This is a genomic window from Cystobacter fuscus (genome assembly GCF_002305875.1).
Lineage (GTDB): Bacteria > Myxococcota > Myxococcia > Myxococcales > Myxococcaceae > Cystobacter > Cystobacter fuscus_A.
In genome coordinates, this window is sequence record NZ_CP022098.1 from 7,908,604 (window position 1) to 7,924,218 (window position 15,615).

General features: G+C 70.4%; 12 protein-coding genes and 1 tRNA gene. 6 read left to right on the forward strand and 7 right to left on the reverse strand.

Annotated features, from left to right (window positions below; genetic code table 11):
• Entirely contained in the window at nucleotides 1-1,272 is a 1,272-nt protein-coding gene (gene cglB / locus CYFUS_RS31875) for an adventurous gliding motility lipoprotein CglB (RefSeq protein ID WP_095988645.1), read from the reverse strand.
• 127 nt (nucleotides 1,273-1,399) lie between these two features.
• The gene (locus CYFUS_RS31880) at nucleotides 1,400-1,792 is read right to left on the reverse strand and encodes a DsrE family protein (protein ID WP_095988646.1); all 393 of its coding nucleotides are present in this window, start codon (nucleotides 1,790-1,792) and stop codon (nucleotides 1,400-1,402) included.
• Nucleotides 1,793-1,995: 203 nt separating this feature from the next.
• On the opposite strand from CYFUS_RS31880, the gene CYFUS_RS31885 reads away from it, so the two are divergent.
• The 3 genes from CYFUS_RS31885 (at nucleotide 1,996) to hrpB (ending at nucleotide 6,461) form a co-directional block, all read left to right on the forward strand.
• Nucleotides 1,996-2,700: an HAD family hydrolase gene (locus tag CYFUS_RS31885; protein ID WP_095988647.1), complete on the forward strand. Its 705-nt coding sequence runs from the start codon at nucleotides 1,996-1,998 to the stop codon at nucleotides 2,698-2,700.
• 83 nt (nucleotides 2,701-2,783) lie between these two features.
• Nucleotides 2,784-3,851 (forward strand): hypothetical protein, encoded by a 1,068-nt coding sequence (locus CYFUS_RS54080; RefSeq protein WP_095988648.1) that lies wholly within the window; start codon nucleotides 2,784-2,786, stop codon nucleotides 3,849-3,851.
• A gap of 45 nt (nucleotides 3,852-3,896) precedes the next feature.
• Nucleotides 3,897-6,461 (forward strand): ATP-dependent helicase HrpB, encoded by a 2,565-nt coding sequence (gene hrpB / locus CYFUS_RS31895; protein WP_095988649.1) that lies wholly within the window; start codon nucleotides 3,897-3,899, stop codon nucleotides 6,459-6,461.
• Between the two features lie 29 nt (nucleotides 6,462-6,490).
• On the opposite strand, the gene CYFUS_RS31900 is transcribed toward hrpB, so the two are convergent.
• Entirely contained in the window at nucleotides 6,491-6,964 is a 474-nt protein-coding gene (locus CYFUS_RS31900; protein WP_095988650.1) for a GNAT family N-acetyltransferase, read from the reverse strand.
• A gap of 118 nt (nucleotides 6,965-7,082) precedes the next feature.
• Between CYFUS_RS31900 and CYFUS_RS31905 the strand changes: the two genes are divergently transcribed.
• Entirely contained in the window at nucleotides 7,083-8,135 is a 1,053-nt protein-coding gene (locus CYFUS_RS31905; protein WP_095988651.1) for a hypothetical protein, read from the forward strand.
• 135 nt (nucleotides 8,136-8,270) lie between these two features.
• On the forward strand, nucleotides 8,271-9,038 hold the full coding sequence (locus tag CYFUS_RS31910) for a hypothetical protein (protein ID WP_095988652.1): 768 nt from the start codon (nucleotides 8,271-8,273) through the stop codon (nucleotides 9,036-9,038).
• Nucleotides 9,039-9,110: 72 nt separating this feature from the next.
• Here CYFUS_RS31910 and fdxA read toward each other — a convergent pair whose 3' ends face one another.
• From fdxA to CYFUS_RS31925, 3 genes are all read right to left on the reverse strand, one after another.
• Complete coding sequence (fdxA, locus tag CYFUS_RS31915; RefSeq protein ID WP_095988653.1) at nucleotides 9,111-9,446, reverse strand: ferredoxin FdxA; 336 nt, start codon at nucleotides 9,444-9,446, stop codon at nucleotides 9,111-9,113.
• Nucleotides 9,447-9,535: 89 nt separating this feature from the next.
• Complete coding sequence (asd, locus tag CYFUS_RS31920) at nucleotides 9,536-10,624, reverse strand: aspartate-semialdehyde dehydrogenase (RefSeq protein ID WP_095988654.1); 1,089 nt, start codon at nucleotides 10,622-10,624, stop codon at nucleotides 9,536-9,538.
• Between the two features lie 98 nt (nucleotides 10,625-10,722).
• The gene (locus tag CYFUS_RS31925) at nucleotides 10,723-11,067 is read right to left on the reverse strand and encodes a rhodanese-like domain-containing protein (RefSeq protein ID WP_420042716.1); all 345 of its coding nucleotides are present in this window, start codon (nucleotides 11,065-11,067) and stop codon (nucleotides 10,723-10,725) included.
• A gap of 186 nt (nucleotides 11,068-11,253) precedes the next feature.
• Here CYFUS_RS31925 and CYFUS_RS31930 point away from each other — a divergent pair.
• Nucleotides 11,254-11,325, forward strand: a tRNA-Cys gene (locus CYFUS_RS31930).
• A 186-nt stretch (nucleotides 11,326-11,511) separates the two neighbouring features.
• On the opposite strand, the gene purL is transcribed toward CYFUS_RS31930, so the two are convergent.
• On the reverse strand, nucleotides 11,512-15,408 hold the full coding sequence (gene purL / locus CYFUS_RS31935) for a phosphoribosylformylglycinamidine synthase (RefSeq protein ID WP_095988656.1): 3,897 nt from the start codon (nucleotides 15,406-15,408) through the stop codon (nucleotides 11,512-11,514).
• Nucleotides 15,409-15,615: the final 207 nt, after the last annotated feature.

Below are 15,615 nucleotides of genomic sequence, written 5' to 3' on the forward strand. Positions count from 1 at the left end.
CTACCGCCTCTGGACGGCGCGAACCTCGATGTTCGCGCGGTTCGACGGAGAGGACGCCTCGATGCGAGCGCACGTGGAGCCCTGGAACACGATGCCCGGCTCCTTCATCGTCCACGTATCCGGCCCGGGCGACAGCCGCTCCCCGTTGAGATAGACCACCATCAGCTCCTCGGAGGTGGGCCGCTCGGCGGGGTCGATGCGCAGCTCGCACGGTGCCTCGGCGATGACCTTCTCGGCAATCTTCCGGAGCGCATCCGACAGCTGGTCCTTGTTCTCCGCCTGGAAGAAGCGGCGGCTGCACCTGCCGGCGGTGCAGGTGTCATCCGTGCCGCAATCCGCGTTCGTCGTGCACTCGCGCACGAATCCACCCGCCTCGGCCATGCCGTTGAGCGTCGCCGCGCCCCGACGTCCCTTCTCGGTGTTGGCCTTGAAGTCCGTGCCGAAGCCGATGACGATCGTCTGGATGTCCCGCTTGGTGTCGTCGCTGCGCAGCGCCCTCACCGCGGCCACGGAGGGATTCGTGTCGAGGCAGCCAATCCGTTCCGTCCCATACTCGGTCGAGCAGTTCGACAGGATGCAGTAGCAGTCCGCGGACGGAGCGGGGTTCGGATAGCTCTCGTTGCAGTTGGGCAGACCGTCCGTGAGAAGCACCACGAAGTCGGCGCGCTCCGTCCCCTGCAGCTCGTTCAGCCCCGCCAGGAACTTCAAGCTCTCACTGGTGGGCGTGCCGCCCGTCGGCGTCACCGCGTTTCCGGCGGGGGAGTTCTTGATGGCCAGCAGCTCGGCCTTCGCCTTGTCGGCGATCGTCTTCAGCGTGACATCGTCCTCCTGGTCACCCGTCGGAAAGGGAACCTTCAGGGAGGTGGTCGCCCCACAGCCGATGAAGCCGTTGTTCGGGTCCGGATAGGTGGCGAGGCCGATGCGCGCGATCGTCCCGCTCTCCGTGAGGAAGGACGACATCGCATCCTGCAGATCGCTCCAGCGCGTGGGGCACCTGGTGACGTCGCAGGGATTTTGCTCTCCACACACCTTCCCGCTGACCGTGCACGCCGGCAGGCTGGCGTTCACCGGATCCATCATGGAGCCGGACGTGTCCACCAGCAGCATCAGGTTGGGCTTGCGAGCCCGCGCCTCGATGGTCCGTGTCTCCGTCGTCTGCGAGATGGCGAGCGGCTCCACCGGCTCGAAGTCATAGGTCTGGCATGCCGAGGTGAGAACACCGCTCAGGGTGCCCACCACCAGCGCTCGCAAAAAAGTCAGCTTGGCGCGCATATGTTGAAGTCGCTCCTCGAAAGGCGGGCGCGAGAGAGAGCCTCGCGCCTGGATGTGTCCGGCCACGAAATGGGGCCCACAATACCCTCTCCCAGGTTCACACGGCCAGCCTCAACGCACCGCCTCCCTAAAGGGTGAGGGTGCGTGCTCCGTCCGTCAGCTTCCACAACGACGCCAGCTCCATCACCTCGTCCAGCGTCCCCCTCAGCTCCTCGGGCGTATATCCACAGATTCTTACCGTGGTGTCACACGCCAGCAGGCGAGCTCCCAGCTCGCGCGCCTCCGCGAGCATCCGCTCGGGCACCGGCACTCCGAGTCGCTCCGCTCGCTCGCTCTCCACCTGCTCCCGGTCGCTGTGCGGCAGGCCGAAGCGGCCCCTCATCAGCGCGCGCAGGGCGTCGAAGGCGAAGACGAAATACACCTCGTCTCCCTGGGCCGCCGCGGTGACTCCCATCGAGGCGGCCTGGAACGCAGGCTCATACGTGGCGTGCTGCAAGAAGAAGAAGACGCGTCCGGCCATGGCTCCAGAACAATAGCGGCACGCCTCCGCTCGTGGGACGCCGAGTGCACCGAGGACGTCCGCGACTCCCGCCTCTCGCCGGGATTGACTCCCCGCGCCGTGCCGCGAGAAGCACCCGTGCGTCCGGGCGCCCTCCCGCCGGGACTGTGCGACAACGCCCCCGGAGGTGATCCTCGCTTCACGTACGCCCCTGCATTCATTAGATGGAGGCCATGCGCCCCACCGTGCTCCTCTTCGACATCGACGGCACCCTCATCACCAGTGGCGGCTCGGGCCGCCGCTCCCTGGAACTCGCCTTCCATGCGCTGTACCAGCGCCGCGATGCCTGCGACTCCATCAGCCTGTCCGGGATGACGGATCAGGCCATCGTCCGCAAGGCGCTCACCGTCATCGGCGTGGAGGCCACCCCCGAGGCCATCTCCGCCGTCATCGACTCCTATCTCCAGCACCTCGCCGAGCAGGTGCTCCGCGTCGATGACCGCACCTACCGCCTCCACCCCGGCATGCGCGAGGCCGTGGACGCCGCCCTGTCCCGCCCCGGGGTCGCCGTGGGGCTCGGCACGGGCAACGTGCGCGAGGGCGCCCGCATCAAGCTCAGCCGCGTCGGCATCCATGATCGCTTCTCCTTCGGAGGCTTCGGCTGCGACCACGAGAACCGCGTCGAGCTCATCCGGCATGGCGCCCGGAGCGGAGCCGCCCGGCTCGGCGTTCCCCTCGAGGAGTGCCGGGTCGTCGTCATCGGGGACACGCCCAAGGACGTCGACGCCGCCAAGGGCATTGGCGCCCGCTGCATCGGCGTGGGCACCGGCAACTTCTCCCCCGAGGACCTGCTCGCCGCGGGTGCCGATCACGCCTACGCCGATTTCACCGCGCGCGAAGCCCTCTCCACCCTGCTCGACGGCCCCTGAGCCCCCGGTACTTCCGGCACCCCCTCTCCCCGGCTGTGGTATCTCCGGCCCCCCGCCCAGGTACCGCTGGAGGCCCCTCTCCCATGTCGCTGTCCACCCTCGAAGCCTACGATCTCGTCCGTTTCGCCGAGGCCTTCGACTCGCGCCTCGCCTCCGCCGACGAGCTGCTCGCGGGCCGCTCGGGCCTGGAGCGTGAGAAGGAGTGGCTCTCCACCGCCCTCCAGATCGTCCGCACCGAGCGCGCCCCCGCCCAGGCCGTCCTCGAGAAGGTGCGCGATCTGCCCGAGCTGGAGGAGGTGCGCGAGGAGTTCGCCTACACCCTCCAGAACGCCTGGGTCGACACCCTGGAGAAGGTCCACGCCGGCATCACCTTCTGCGCGAGCAGCCGCGCCCCCGTCATCGAGGCGCTCTTCCCCCACCTCAAGTTCCCCCAGCTGCGCCGCGCCTCCCGCGAGGCCCTCCAGGAGTTCGTCACGGGCTACGAGCGCCGGCTGAAGTCCTCCTACGTCTCGCGCATCCTCGCCCGCGACGACTTCGCCTTCGTGCGCCCCGTGCTGGAGCAGGTGGCCACCGCCTACGCCCACTGGCAGTCCTGCTTCGCCCCCGTGCAGCTTCCCCACGAGCAGGCCGCTCCCCTGCGCGCCGAACTCATCGCGCTCGGCAAACGGCTCGATCTCGCCCTGCGCCAGGCCCGCTGCCTCGCCGAGGCCGCCCTCGCGCCCCTCCCCGACGCCTTCGAGAACTCCGGCCTCGCCGCCAAGCCGCGCAAGCGCGCCGGTCGTGGACTGCCGCTCGTGGAGTCCGGTGAGTTCACGGTCCCCGAGTCCCTGGAGCCCACCCCCGAGCCCAGCGAGGCTCCGCTCCGTGAGCCGGACTCCGAGGAGCCCAGCGCCGCCGAGCTGGCGGAACTCGCGGCGCTCTCCGGCTCCGCCCCAGAACCGGCCGTGTCCTCGGCCGAGCCCGTCCCGCCGCTCCCCGCGTCTCCAGAGCCGGAGCCTGCCGTCCCCCCCGTGGCCGCCGAGCCTCCCGCCTCCGAGCCCGAGGCCCCCGCGCCGCCCGAGGCCCCGCCCGCTCCCGAGCCGAAGGCCGCCAAACCCCCTGCCAAGCGCGGCCGCAAGAAGGCCGAGTCCAAGGCGCCCACTCCGGAGTAGACCCGAAGCGCGGTGGCCCCGGGCCCCGTTATCGAGGAACTGGCCATGGCCGATGTCGCCCTCCCCATCGATCCGCTCCTGCCGCAGCTCGTCACCACCCTGCGCGCCGCCTCCTCGCTCGTGCTGGAGGCCCCTCCGGGCGCGGGCAAGACGACCCGCGTGCCCCGCGCCCTGCTCGAGGCCGGTATCGGCCAGGGCAAGGAGATCGTCGTCCTCCAACCCCGCCGCCTCCCCACCCGGCTCGCCGCCCAGCGCGTGTCCGAGGAGATCGGCGAACGCGTGGGCGAGACCGTCGGCTACCAGGTGCGCTTCGAGGACGTGCGCGGCCCCAAGACCCGGCTGTCCTTCGTCACCGAGGGCGTCCTCGGCCGCCGCCTCCTGTCGGACCCCACCCTGCGCGACGTCTCCGTCGTCGTGCTCGACGAGTTCCACGAGCGCCACCTCTCCGCCGATATCTCGCTCGCCCTGCTGCGCCGGCTCCAGCTCGGCCCCCGGCCCGATCTGAAGATCGTGGTGATGTCCGCCACGCTCGAGGCCGCCCCCATCAGCACCTACCTCGGCCAGTGCCCCACCCTGCGCTCCGAGGGCCGCCGCTTCGACGTCAGCGTCGAGTACCTCCCCGCCCCCGACGAGCGCTACCTCGATGCCCAGGTGCTCTCCGGCATCAAGCGGCTGCACGCCAACGGCCTCGACGGCGACGTGCTCGTGTTCCTCCCCGGCGCCGGCGAAATCCGCCGCGCCCGCGACACCTGCGCCGAGTTCGCCGAGCGCCACGGCATGGAGCTGCTCCCCCTGCACGGAGACCTGCCCCCCGCCGAGCAGGATCGCGCCGTGCGCCGCAGCTCGCGCCGCAAGATCATCCTCTCCACCAACGTGGCCGAAACGTCCGTCACCATCGACGGCGTCGCCGCCGTCATCGACAGTGGCCTGGCGCGCGTGGCCTCGCACTCACCCTGGTCCGGCCTGCCCATCCTCAAGCTCGCCAAGGTGAGCCGCGCCTCCGCCACCCAGCGCGCCGGCCGCGCCGGCCGCACCCGCTCCGGCCACTGCCTGCGCCTCTACACCCAGCACGACTTCGACGGCCGTCCCGAGCAGGACGCCCCCGAAATCCGCCGCATGGACCTGGCCGAGACCGTGCTCGCCCTGCGCGCCGCCGGCATCCAGGACCTGGGCGCCTTCCCCTTCTTCGAGGCCCCACCGGCCGCTTCGCTCGACGCCGCGGAGACCCTGCTGCGCCGCCTGGGCGCCGTGGACCCCAAGGGCAAGGTGACCGACATCGGCCAGCGGCTGCTGCGCTTTCCCCTCCACCCCCGCCAGGCGCGCATCATCGTCGAGGGCGAGCGGCGGGGAGTCGGCGCCGACGCGGCCCTGCTCGCCGCGCTCGTGGGCGAGCGGGACATCCGCCGAGAGGCCCGCACCCAGATGTCGGGTCCGGGCCGCGCCGCCCACGTCGTCGCCGGGCCCTCGGATCTGCTGGACCTGAGCGAGCGCTTCCGTCAGGCCGAGCGCGCCCAGTTCGCCTCCGGCCGCGTGCAGTCCCTCTCCCTGGAGCCGGGTGCCGTGCAGGCCGTGGACCGGGTCCAGCGCCAGTTGCGCCGCGCCGTGCGCGAACAGGGCTCCAAGCCCTCCACCCCCGAGGCCCAGGAGCAGGCCCTGATGCTCAGCGTGCTCGCGGGCTATCCGGACCGGGTGGCCCGGCGCCGCAAGCCCCGCGCGCCCGAGCTGCTGCTCTTCGGCGGAGGCACCGCGCAGCTCTCCGAGACCAGTGCCGTCCAGGAGCCCGAGTTGCTCGTCGCCGTGGACATCGAGGAGCGTCCCGGCCGGGGGGTCATCGTCCGGCTCGCCAGCTCCGTGGAGCCCGAGTGGCTGCTCGATCTCTACCCCGACGCCCTCGAGGAGGTGGACACCCTGCAGTGGAACGCCGAGGCGCGGCGCGTCGAGCGCATCACCCGCCTGGCCTACGGCAACCTCGTGCTCGAGGAGACCCGCGCCCCCGCGCCCCCGTCCGAGGCCACCGCTCGCGTGCTCGTGGAGCAGGCGCTCGCCGCGGGCCCGGGCCGCTTCGCCGATCCCGAGGCCCTGCTGCACTGGCGCACCCGCGTGGCGCTGCTCGCCCAGGCCTTCCCCGAGGCGGGCTTTCCCCAGGTGGACGACACCTTCATGCGCGACGCGCTCGCCTCCCTGTGCGCCGGGGCCCGGAGCTTCGCGGACATGGAGGGCGTGTCCCTGCTCGACGCGCTCCAGGCCCGGCTCACCCAGGAGCAGGCCCGGCTGTTGTCCCAGCATGCCCCGCAGAAGGTCTCCCTGCCCGGAGGCCGCCAGGCCCAGGTGCACTACGAGCCCGGCAAGCCGCCCTGGGTCGAATCCCGCCTCCAGGACTTCTTCGGCATGGCCCAGGGGCCCAGCGTCTGCGCCGGACGGGTGCCGCTCGTGCTGCACCTGCTCGCGCCCAACATGCGCGCCGTGCAGGTGACGACCGACCTCGCCGGTTTCTGGGAGCGGCACTACCCCGCGCTGCGCAAGGAGCTGTGCCGCAAGTACCCCAAGCACAGCTGGCCCGAGGATCCCCGCCACGCGCAGACTCCCGCCGAGCGCGGCCGGAGAATCTGACGAGGCGCGTCGAGGCGCCCCGCGGAGACTCAGAGCTTCTTGCGCATCTCCAGGTGATCGATGCCCGCCTCGTCGAACACCTCGCCCCAGGGCATGTAGCCCTTCTTCTTGTAGAACTCGAGCGCGTAGAGCTGCGAGTTCAGCACGATGCCCTGGACGCCGCGGCTGCGCGCCTCCTCTTCCAGGGCCGCCAGCAGGCTTCCGCCCACGTTGGCCTTGCGGTGCGCCTTGAGCACCGCCATGCGGCCGACCTTCGCCCACGTCCCCGTCTCTCCGGGAGGAGGCTCGACCAACATCACGAGACGCCCCGTCCCAATGGCGTGGCCACCCTGGAACGCGAGCACATGGTAGGCCTTGGCATCCTCGGCATCGCGCTCGATGCCCTCGGGAACGTGCTGCTCTTCGATGAACACCACCTCGCGGATGGCGAGCGCCTGGAACAGCTCAGCCTCGGAGCGAATCTGGGCGATGGTGACCGGCTGGGGGTTGTCCGGGTTCGACATATCGTCGAGCAAGGTACACAAATCCCGGCGGCTCAAACAGACCAAAAGGCGGGCTCGCCCGGGTGCACTCTCCGTCTTATCCCAACGAGTACTCCCCGCCGTGCTAACCTGATTCGTGATGCGATCCGCCCTCCTCGCACTCGTCCTCTCGCTCTGCTCTCTTCCCGCCGCGGCCCAGCCGGAAGTCTTCTTCGGCGCCAACCGCGAAGCGCCCAACCTCAAGGAAGAGGACTTCGACCGCCGCTTCCTCCGCTCCGGCTTCTACCAGGGACTCTCTCGGGGAACGAACGACGCCAACTGCGCCCGGCTGCTCGGCGGCATGCTCACGCTGCTCGGCGAGACCGCGCCCCTGCTGCACAAGCGCGATGAGAACTTCTACCTGGATCCCCTGCTCGCCCAGGCGCTCAACACCCAGCTGAGCACCCCGCGCTTCCAGGCCAACGCGTACCTGGTGGCCATGGTGCGGCGCGTGCTGATTGATCGAAAGCTGCCCGAGAGCTGGTTCCAGACCGCGTCCACCCTGGGACCGCTGGTGCTCACCATCGACGTGGGCAAGCTGCGCTTCCTGGCCGAGGGCCTTCAGCCCATCGACAGCTTCTTCCTCACCCTGCCGGCCCTGCGCGAGCGCTACGACATCGAGGTCCGGCGCGCCAACGCCACCGCCGCGCGCTCCGCCGAGAAGATGTTCCGCGAGAACTACCTCGACCGTCAGGTGGCCTTCGGTGACCTGCGGCTCATCGACGTGACGGTGGAGCAGCCCAAGAAGCCCAAGAAGCGCAAGGGCCAGCCCGAGGAGGAAGCGCCGCCCCCCACCGCCGTGGCCCGCATGGTGTGGTATCCGCCCGACCCCAACGCCGGGAAGATCGATCCCTTCAGCAAGTACAAGCCCCTCGAGGTGCGCATCACCGCCCGGCTCGCCGCCCAGCAGTACCTGGACCTGAGCCGCATTCCCAAGGGCACCCGGCTCATGGTGCGTGGGCGCTTCTGGTCCTTCGCCAAGGGCGTGGACGAGCTGGAGCTGCGCGACGCCCTCATCTTCCAGGATCGCGACTGGTCCCAGGGCAACACCCTGGTGGACCCCGCCTCCGTGACGCAGTGCCCCTTCGCCATCAATGATCTGATGGGCGCGGCGCCCACCCAGGCCGGGGCCTTCGGACAGCCCCGCCGCTAGGCGCCGCGGGACACGCACCATCCCGGCGGCGAGTCCCCCGTCCATGGCGGGAGAGGGCTCGCCGCGAAGTCTCCCCGCGGCCCTCCCTGGCACACCTCGTGCTCCCGGTGAGGTACCCCAGCGCCGCGAGGGAGCATGAAGGTCGACGATCGCCAAGACACCCCGCCCACCCGGTCCGTCCCGGAGAAGGACCGCTTCCAGGAACTGATGAAGAGGGCTCCGCCCGAGCCGGTGAAGCGCCCGCCACCGGGGGCTCAGGGGGTGCGCTCACCCGGAGTGCTCGCCCGGGGAAGCCTCGGCGCCCGTGCCGTCCCCGGCACCCTCCAGGTCGCCCCCCGAGGAGCGTTCGCCAGCGCCGAGCAACTGGGACGGGTGCGCCAGGGGCTGAGTGCCGAGGCCCACCGGCTGGGGGAGGTCCGGGGGGAAGCCCACCAGACGAACCAGGAACGGGTCCACCAGCGCCTGACGGCGCTCCTCGCCCGTGAGCTCGCGCGGGACTCGTCCCCGGAACCCGTGACGGGCAAGGGGGAGTCCGCGACTCGAGGCGCGGAGGTCCTCCCGGCCGAACCGCCAGACGCCCGCCCCACCCCACCCGGGACGCGCCTGGACGGGGGCTCGGGCCCGGTGACGGCCGGGGCCGCCTCGCCCGGGGAGACGCGCGTCCAGGCCACCCTGGAGCTCATCGAGAAGATCGAGGTGTTCGTGCGCTCGCAGCGGCCCGCGCTCGCGATGCGGCTGGGCGGGGCGTTGGAGGCCACGGTGGAGGTGGAGCGCACGGGCCCCCGCGAGGTGGCGCTGCGCATCCAGGGCCACCGCGGACCCCTGCCCCGGGAGAACCTGGCCCGCATCCAGGAGGAACTGGCCGCGCGCGGACTGAGGCTCAAGGCCCTGTCGAGTGCCTGAGTCCACCCCCCCACGGGCAAAAGCAAAGGCCCCGCGTCTCACGACACGGGGCCTTGGATACCCGCCGGATGACTACTTGCCGGGCTTGAGCTCCAGCAGCTCGCGCTTGCCCTTCTTGTCCTTGAACTCCTCCGCCTCCGGCAGGGCCGCGCGCTTCTCGGCGATGTTCGGCCACTTGGGGGCGTAGTCCGCGTTGATCTTCTGGTACTCCTTCCACTCCTTGGGCAGCTCCGACTCCGGGAAGATCGCCTTCGTCGGGCAGACGGGCTCGCACGCACCGCAGTCGATGCACTCGTCCGGGTGGATGACCAGGAAGTTGGCCCCCTCATAGAAGCAGTTGACGGGGCAGACTTCGACGCAGTCGGTGTACTTGCACTTGATGCAAGGCTCGGCAACTACATAAGCCATTGAGATCTCCGATAGGACAGGACCGTGCGCGCCCACAGTAGTGGGTTGTCACGGGGGAGGCACTCCTAAATTGAGTGCCCTCCTCTACCTCATCCGAGGAGCCCCTGGGCACGCATCAGTTCGGCCACCAGGATCGCTCCCTTGGCCGCTCCCATCTTGGTGTTGTGGGATACCAGCACGTATTTGAAGCCATTCTCCAACACCGAGTCCTCGCGCACCCGGCCCACGGTGGTGGCCATGCCCCCGTGGGTGTCCCGGTCCAGGCGGGGCTGGGGCCGGAACGGCTCGTCGAGCACCTCGATCCAGCGCGGCGGAGCCGACGGAAGCTGGCGCGCCACCTCGGCGCCCCGCCACTCGCGCATCGCCGCCACCACTTCCTGCACGGAGGCCTTGCGGGAGAGCGACACGAAGACGGACTCGGTGTGGCCCTCCATCACCGCCACCCGGGTGCAGGTGCACGAGACGCTCACGTCGTGCGGGGTCAGGGCGGTGCCCCCGGCGTCGAGTGAGCCCAGGATCTTCTTCGTCTCCACCTGGACCTTCTCCTCCTCCTTGGGAATGAAGGGGATGACGTTGTCCAGGATGTCCAGGCCGATGACGCCCGGCGAGCGACCCGCGCCGGACATGGCCTGCAGCGAGGTCATCAGCACGGACTTGACGCCGAAGTGCTCGGCGAGCGGGGCCAGGGTGATGGCCAGACCCGTGGTGGTGCAGTTGGGGATGGGGACGATGAAGCCCTTCCAGCCCCGCTGCTTGCGCTGCGCGCGGATGAGCGGCGCATGGGAGGCATTGACCGGGGGGATGAGCAGCGGGACGTCCGCCTCGTAGCGGAAGGCGCTGGCCGCGGAGAACACGGGGATGTCGCGGGCGAGCCGGGGCTCGAGCTCCTTGGCCACATCCGACTCCACCGCCGAGAAGGCGATGTCATAGTCCCGGGCGTTGATCTGCTCCCCGCTCATCACCTTCAGCTTCGCGACGGACTCCGGGAGCGGCTCGGGGACGAACCAGGCCGTCATCCCGTTGGAGGCGCGCAACGCTTCCACATAGGACTTGCCCGCCGAGCGCGGCGAGGCCGCCAGGCCCGTGAGTTCGATGTCAGGGTGATCCTTGAGCGCGGAGATGAACTGCTGGCCGGCGAGTCCGGTGGCACCGATCAGCACGGCACGAAGCTTGGCCATGACGAGACATCCTTGATGGAGCGTGAGTTGCCCCGCGTCTTTACACGCATCGGCACCGCACTTCACCCTGCCCGGGAGTGCACTGGACCCCCGGATTCTCAACAGGCCTCGCTGGCCATGACCTGCGGGACATGATGGCACTCGGTGGGCATCCCCTGGCTCAGCCACCCCTGGAGACCCCCTTCCAGGCACACCGCGTTGAAGCCCAGGCGCCGCAGCAGCCGACAGACCCGGCGGGCGTCGGAGCCGTCCGGAGCACACCCACACACCACGATGAGCTCGTCGTCGGGCAGCACCGCCCCATCCCGAAGAATCTCCTCGAAGGGCATCCACAAGGCGCCGGGGACATGGAGCCCGTAGCGAGCCCAATCCTCGGGCTCGCGGCAGTCGAGGACGAGCACCTCATCATCTCCAAGCCGCACGTACAGCTCGGCACAGGGCATACGGGCATCCACCACCCGGAACCTCCTGTTGCGGTATCTATTAGGGGCAACCCGGGACCCGGTTAAACCCATCCCGAAGGCAGGCAGCCGCCCTGGGTGCTCCACGAGCCCGGAACCGCCCGGGTCCCACGCTCCTGTCTTGACCCGGCGGATTCAGGTCCATATAAGGCCGTACGCACGGTTCGCGGCGCCATAGCCAAGTGGTAAGGCAAGGGTCTGCAAAACCCTCATTCCCCGGTTCGAATCCGGGTGGCGCCTCATCAAGACAAGGCCCGATGTGGACTCCGGTCCCCATCGGGCCTTCGTGTTTCCGCCCGCCGCGTCGTCCACGAGCGAGCGGGAGGAGGCTCGCCAGCCCACTTGCCTCGCGGGAGGCCCGCCCCCCGCCCCCGCCAACGCAGCCGGGGGCCCGGTGGAGCAGCCCCCGTCACCGCCCTCCGATCATCAGCCCAGCGTCACGCGGGCGTTGCGGAACAGCCGCATCCACGGGCTGTCCTCGCCCCACTCCGGCGGGCACCACGAGTACTGCACGCTGCGGCTCACGCGCTCCGGGTGCGGCATCATGATCGTCACCCGCCCGTCCCGGGACGTCAGGCCCGCGATGCCGTGCGGCGAGCCGCTCGGGTTGGCCGGGTACGTCTCCGTCACCCGCCCGTGGTTGTCCACGAAGCGCACGGGCACCACGCCCAGCCCGTTCACCCGCGCCGCCTCCTCGGCGGTGGAGAACTCCGCGCGGCCCTCGCCATGCGACGAGGCGATGGGGATGCGGCTGCCCGCCATGCCCTGGAAGAACAGCGAGGGGCTCGGCGCCACCTCCACCTGTACCAGCCGCGCCTCGAACTGCTCGGAGACGTTGCGCACGAAGTTCGGGAAGTGCTCGGCCCCGGGAATCAGCTCACGCAGCTGCGCCATCATCTGGCAGCCGTTGCAGATGCCCAGGCTGAAGGTGCCCGCACGCGCGAAGAACGCGGCGAACTCGTCCCGGGCACGCGCGTTGAACAGGATGGAGCGAGCCCAGCCGCCTCCCGCCCCCAGCACGTCTCCGTACGAGAAGCCGCCGCACGCCGCCAGGCCCGTGAAGTCCTTCAGCGACACCCTCCCGGTGAGCAGATCGCTCATGTGCACGTCCACCGCGCTGAAGCCCGCGCGCACGAAGGCCCGCGCCATCTCCAACTGGCTGTTCACCCCCTGCTCGCGCAGGATGGCCACCCGGGGCCGCGCCCCCTTGGCGATGAACGGCGCCGCCATGTCCTCCGAGGGCGAGAACGTGAGCCGCGCGGACAGGCCCGGATCCGCCGGGTCGCACCTGGCGGCGTACTCCTGCTCGGCACAGCGCGGGTTGTCGCGCAGCTTCTGCATCTCGTAGCTGACGCGCGACCACACCGCGCGCAGCCCCATCACGTCCTCCTCCAGCAGCACCCGCTCCCCGTGGCGCACCCGGGCCGTCAGGGCCGTGTGGGGGCGGCCCAGCTCGTGGCAGTGCGCCTCCAGCCCGTGCAGCTTCATCACCTCGCGCACCCGGGGGAGATCCGCCACCCGCACCTGGAGGATCGCGCCCAGCTCCTCGTTGAAGAGCGCCGCGACCGCGTCCGCCCCCAGGCCCGTCACGTCCACCTCGAAGCCGCAGTGTCCGGCGAAGGCCATCTCCACCAGCGTGGTGATCAACCCGCCGTCGGAGCGGTCATGGTAGGCGAGCAGCGTGCCCGTGTCGTTGAGCGCCTGCACCGCGGCGAAGAAGCCCTTGAGGGACTCGGGGTCGTCCACGTCCGGGCAGCGCGGGCCCACCTGGGAGTACGCCTGGGCGAGCACCGAGCCACCCAGCCGCTGCCGGCCCGCCGCCAGGTCCACGAACACCAGCCGGGTGTCCGCGCCCGGATCGCGCAGCTGGGGGGTGAGCGAGTGGCGCACGTCCAGCACCGGCGCGAAGGCCGACACGATGAGCGACAGGGGCGCCGTCACCGCCTTGCGCTGGCCCTGCTCCTCCCAGACGGTGCGCATGGACATGGAGTCCTTGCCCACGGGGATGGTGAGGCCGAGCGCCGGGCACAGCTCCATGCCCACCGCCTTCACCGCGGCGTAGAGGTTGGCGTCCTCGCCCGGGCTGCCCGCGGCCGCCATCCAGTTGGCCGACAGCTTCACGTTGCCGAGCTGGGCCACGCGCGCCGCGGCGATGTTGGTGACGGCCTCGCCCACCGCCATGCGCGCCGAGGCCGCCGCGTCGATGAGCGCCACCGGGGTGCGCTCGCCCACCGCCATGGCCTCGCCCGTGTAGCCCGCGTGCGCCGACAGCGTCACCGCGCAGTCCGCCACCGGCACCTGCCACGGGCCCACCAGCTGATCCCTCGCCGTCAGGCCCGACACCGTCCGATCACCAATCGTGATGAGGAAGCCCTTGTCCGCCACCGTGGGGTGCGCGAGCACCCGGGAGAGCAGCTCCTTCACCGGCGCGTCCAGCTTCAGCTCCGCGTGCGCGAGCGGACGCGACTTCACGTCCCGGTGCATGCGCGGGGGCTTGCCGAACAGCACGTCCATCGGGAGGTCGATGGGCGCGTTGCCGAACTGCTTGTCCCCCACCGTCAGCACCTGCTCGGCCGTGGCCTCGCCCAGCACCGCGAAGGGCGCGCGCTCGCGCTCGCACAGGGCCGTGAAGCGCGGGAGATCCTCCGGCGCGATCGCCAGCACGTAGCGCTCCTGCGCCTCGTTGCACCAGATCTCCACCGGCGACATGCCCGGCTCGGCGTTGGGCACCTCGCGCAGCTCGAAGCGTCCACCCAGGTCATTGTCGTGGATGAGCTCCGGCACCGCGTTGGACAGGCCGCCCGCCCCCACGTCGTGGATGGAGCGGATGGGGTTCTTCTCCCCCTGGGCCCAGCACTGATCGATGACCTCCTGGCAGCGCCGCTCCATCTCCGGGTTGTCGCGCTGCACCGAGGCGAAATCGAGGTCCGCCGCGCTCGAGCCCTGCGCCATCGAGGACGCCGCGCCGCCGCCCAGGCCGATGAGCATCGCCGGGCCGCCCAGCACGACGATCTTGTCCCCCGGCTGGAGCGTGCCCTTGCGCACGTGCCCCGCCCGGATGTTGCCCAGGCCGCCGGCGATCATGATGGGCTTGTGGTAGCCGCGCACCTCCACGCCCTCGGGCGTGGGCACCTGCATCTCGAAGCTGCGGAAGTAGCCGCACAGGTTGGGCCGGCCGAACTCGTTGTTGAAGGCGGCGCCGCCCAGGGGCCCGTCGATCATGATGTCGAGCGCGGACACGATGCGCTCGGGCTTCCCATAGGGCGTCTCCCACGGCTGCTCGTGGCCGGGGATGCGCAGGTTCGACACGGAGAAGCCACTCAGGCCCGCCTTGGGCCTGGCGCCCCGCCCGGTGGCGCCCTCGTCGCGGATTTCTCCGCCCGCGCCCGTGGAGGCCCCCGGATGGGGGGAGATGGCGGTGGGATGGTTGTGCGTCTCCACCTTCATCAGGATGTGCGTGGGCTCGCGGTGGAAGCGGTACTCCCCGCTGTCGGGATCCGGAAAGAGGCGCTCCACCTCGAAGCCCTCCATCACCGCCGCGTTGTCCTTGTACGCCGACAGCACGCCCTCGGGGTGTGCCGCGTAGGTGTTCTTGATGGACTGGAAGAGCGAGCGCTCCTGCGCCACCCCATCCACCGTCCACGAAGCGTTGAAGATCTTGTGCCGGCAGTGCTCGCTGTTGGCCTGGGCGAACATCATCAGCTCGACGTCGGTGGGGTCTCGCTTCAGCTCGGTGAAGCGCGCCACCAGGTAGTCGATCTCATCCTCCGCCAGCGCCAGGCCCAGCGCGCGGTTGGCGGTGACGAGCGCCTCCCGGCCTCCCGCGAGCACCCCCACCCGGGTGAAGGACCGGGGCGTGTGCGCGGAGAAGAGGATGGCCGCGTCCTCCTCGCGCCCCACCACCGCCTGTGTCATCCGGTCGTGCAGCACCGGTTGCACCCGGGCGAGCGACCCGGGAGGCAGGGCATTGCCCGCCTCGTCGGCGATCCAATAGGCGATGGCACGCTCGATACGCCGCACACCGAGCAAGCCACAGTTCTGGAAGATGTCGGTGGCCTTGGAGGACCAGGGGGAGATCGTCCCGGGCCGGGGGATGACGAGCTGGAGGCTGCCCCGCGGCTCCTTCCGGGCGAGCCGGGGACCGTACTCCAGTAGCTTGTCCACCAAGGAGCGCTCGGAGGCGGACAGGGCCGCGGGGACATCGAGGATGTGCACGAACTCGGCATAGACGGAGCCCACGGAGGGCTCGCGCTCACGACAGAGAGCGAGCAGCTTGGCCAGACGGAACTCGGAGAGGGCGGGGGCACCACGCAGGGTGAGCATGGAATCTCTGGGAGAGAGGGGCCGAGGGGAAGGGTTCAGAACGCGGGCGTCTTAACCGAGGCGCCCTCCTCATTCGAGGAGATCTCGCGCCGAATTGTGGTTGAATGCGCGGCCATGGGGCGGGATTCAGTACGAGCAGGCATCCAGGGGGCTGATGCGTCGAGGACAGTGGGGGACCGGCGTGAATACACGCCCGAGGTCCGTCAC

What these genes read in the sequence shown, in the direction of transcription:
- cglB (WP_095988645.1), bottom strand. Translation starts at nt 1,272, where the DNA reads ATGCGCGCCAAGCTGACTTTTTTGCGAGCGCTGGTGGTGGGCACCCTG.
- CYFUS_RS31880 (WP_095988646.1), bottom strand. Translation starts at nt 1,792, where the DNA reads ATGGCCGGACGCGTCTTCTTCTTCTTGCAGCACGCCACGTATGAGCCT.
- CYFUS_RS31885 (WP_095988647.1), top strand. Translation starts at nt 1,996, where the DNA reads ATGGAGGCCATGCGCCCCACCGTGCTCCTCTTCGACATCGACGGCACC.
- CYFUS_RS54080 (WP_095988648.1), top strand. Translation starts at nt 2,784, where the DNA reads ATGTCGCTGTCCACCCTCGAAGCCTACGATCTCGTCCGTTTCGCCGAG.
- hrpB (WP_095988649.1), top strand. Translation starts at nt 3,897, where the DNA reads ATGGCCGATGTCGCCCTCCCCATCGATCCGCTCCTGCCGCAGCTCGTC.
- CYFUS_RS31900 (WP_095988650.1), bottom strand. Translation starts at nt 6,964, where the DNA reads ATGTCGAACCCGGACAACCCCCAGCCGGTCACCATCGCCCAGATTCGC.
- CYFUS_RS31905 (WP_095988651.1), top strand. Translation starts at nt 7,083, where the DNA reads ATGCGATCCGCCCTCCTCGCACTCGTCCTCTCGCTCTGCTCTCTTCCC.
- CYFUS_RS31910 (WP_095988652.1), top strand. Translation starts at nt 8,271, where the DNA reads ATGAAGGTCGACGATCGCCAAGACACCCCGCCCACCCGGTCCGTCCCG.
- fdxA (WP_095988653.1), bottom strand. Translation starts at nt 9,446, where the DNA reads ATGGCTTATGTAGTTGCCGAGCCTTGCATCAAGTGCAAGTACACCGAC.
- asd (WP_095988654.1), bottom strand. Translation starts at nt 10,624, where the DNA reads ATGGCCAAGCTTCGTGCCGTGCTGATCGGTGCCACCGGACTCGCCGGC.
- CYFUS_RS31925 (WP_420042716.1), bottom strand. Translation starts at nt 11,067, where the DNA reads ATGCCCTGTGCCGAGCTGTACGTGCGGCTTGGAGATGATGAGGTGCTC.
- purL (WP_095988656.1), bottom strand. Translation starts at nt 15,408, where the DNA reads ATGCTCACCCTGCGTGGTGCCCCCGCCCTCTCCGAGTTCCGTCTGGCC.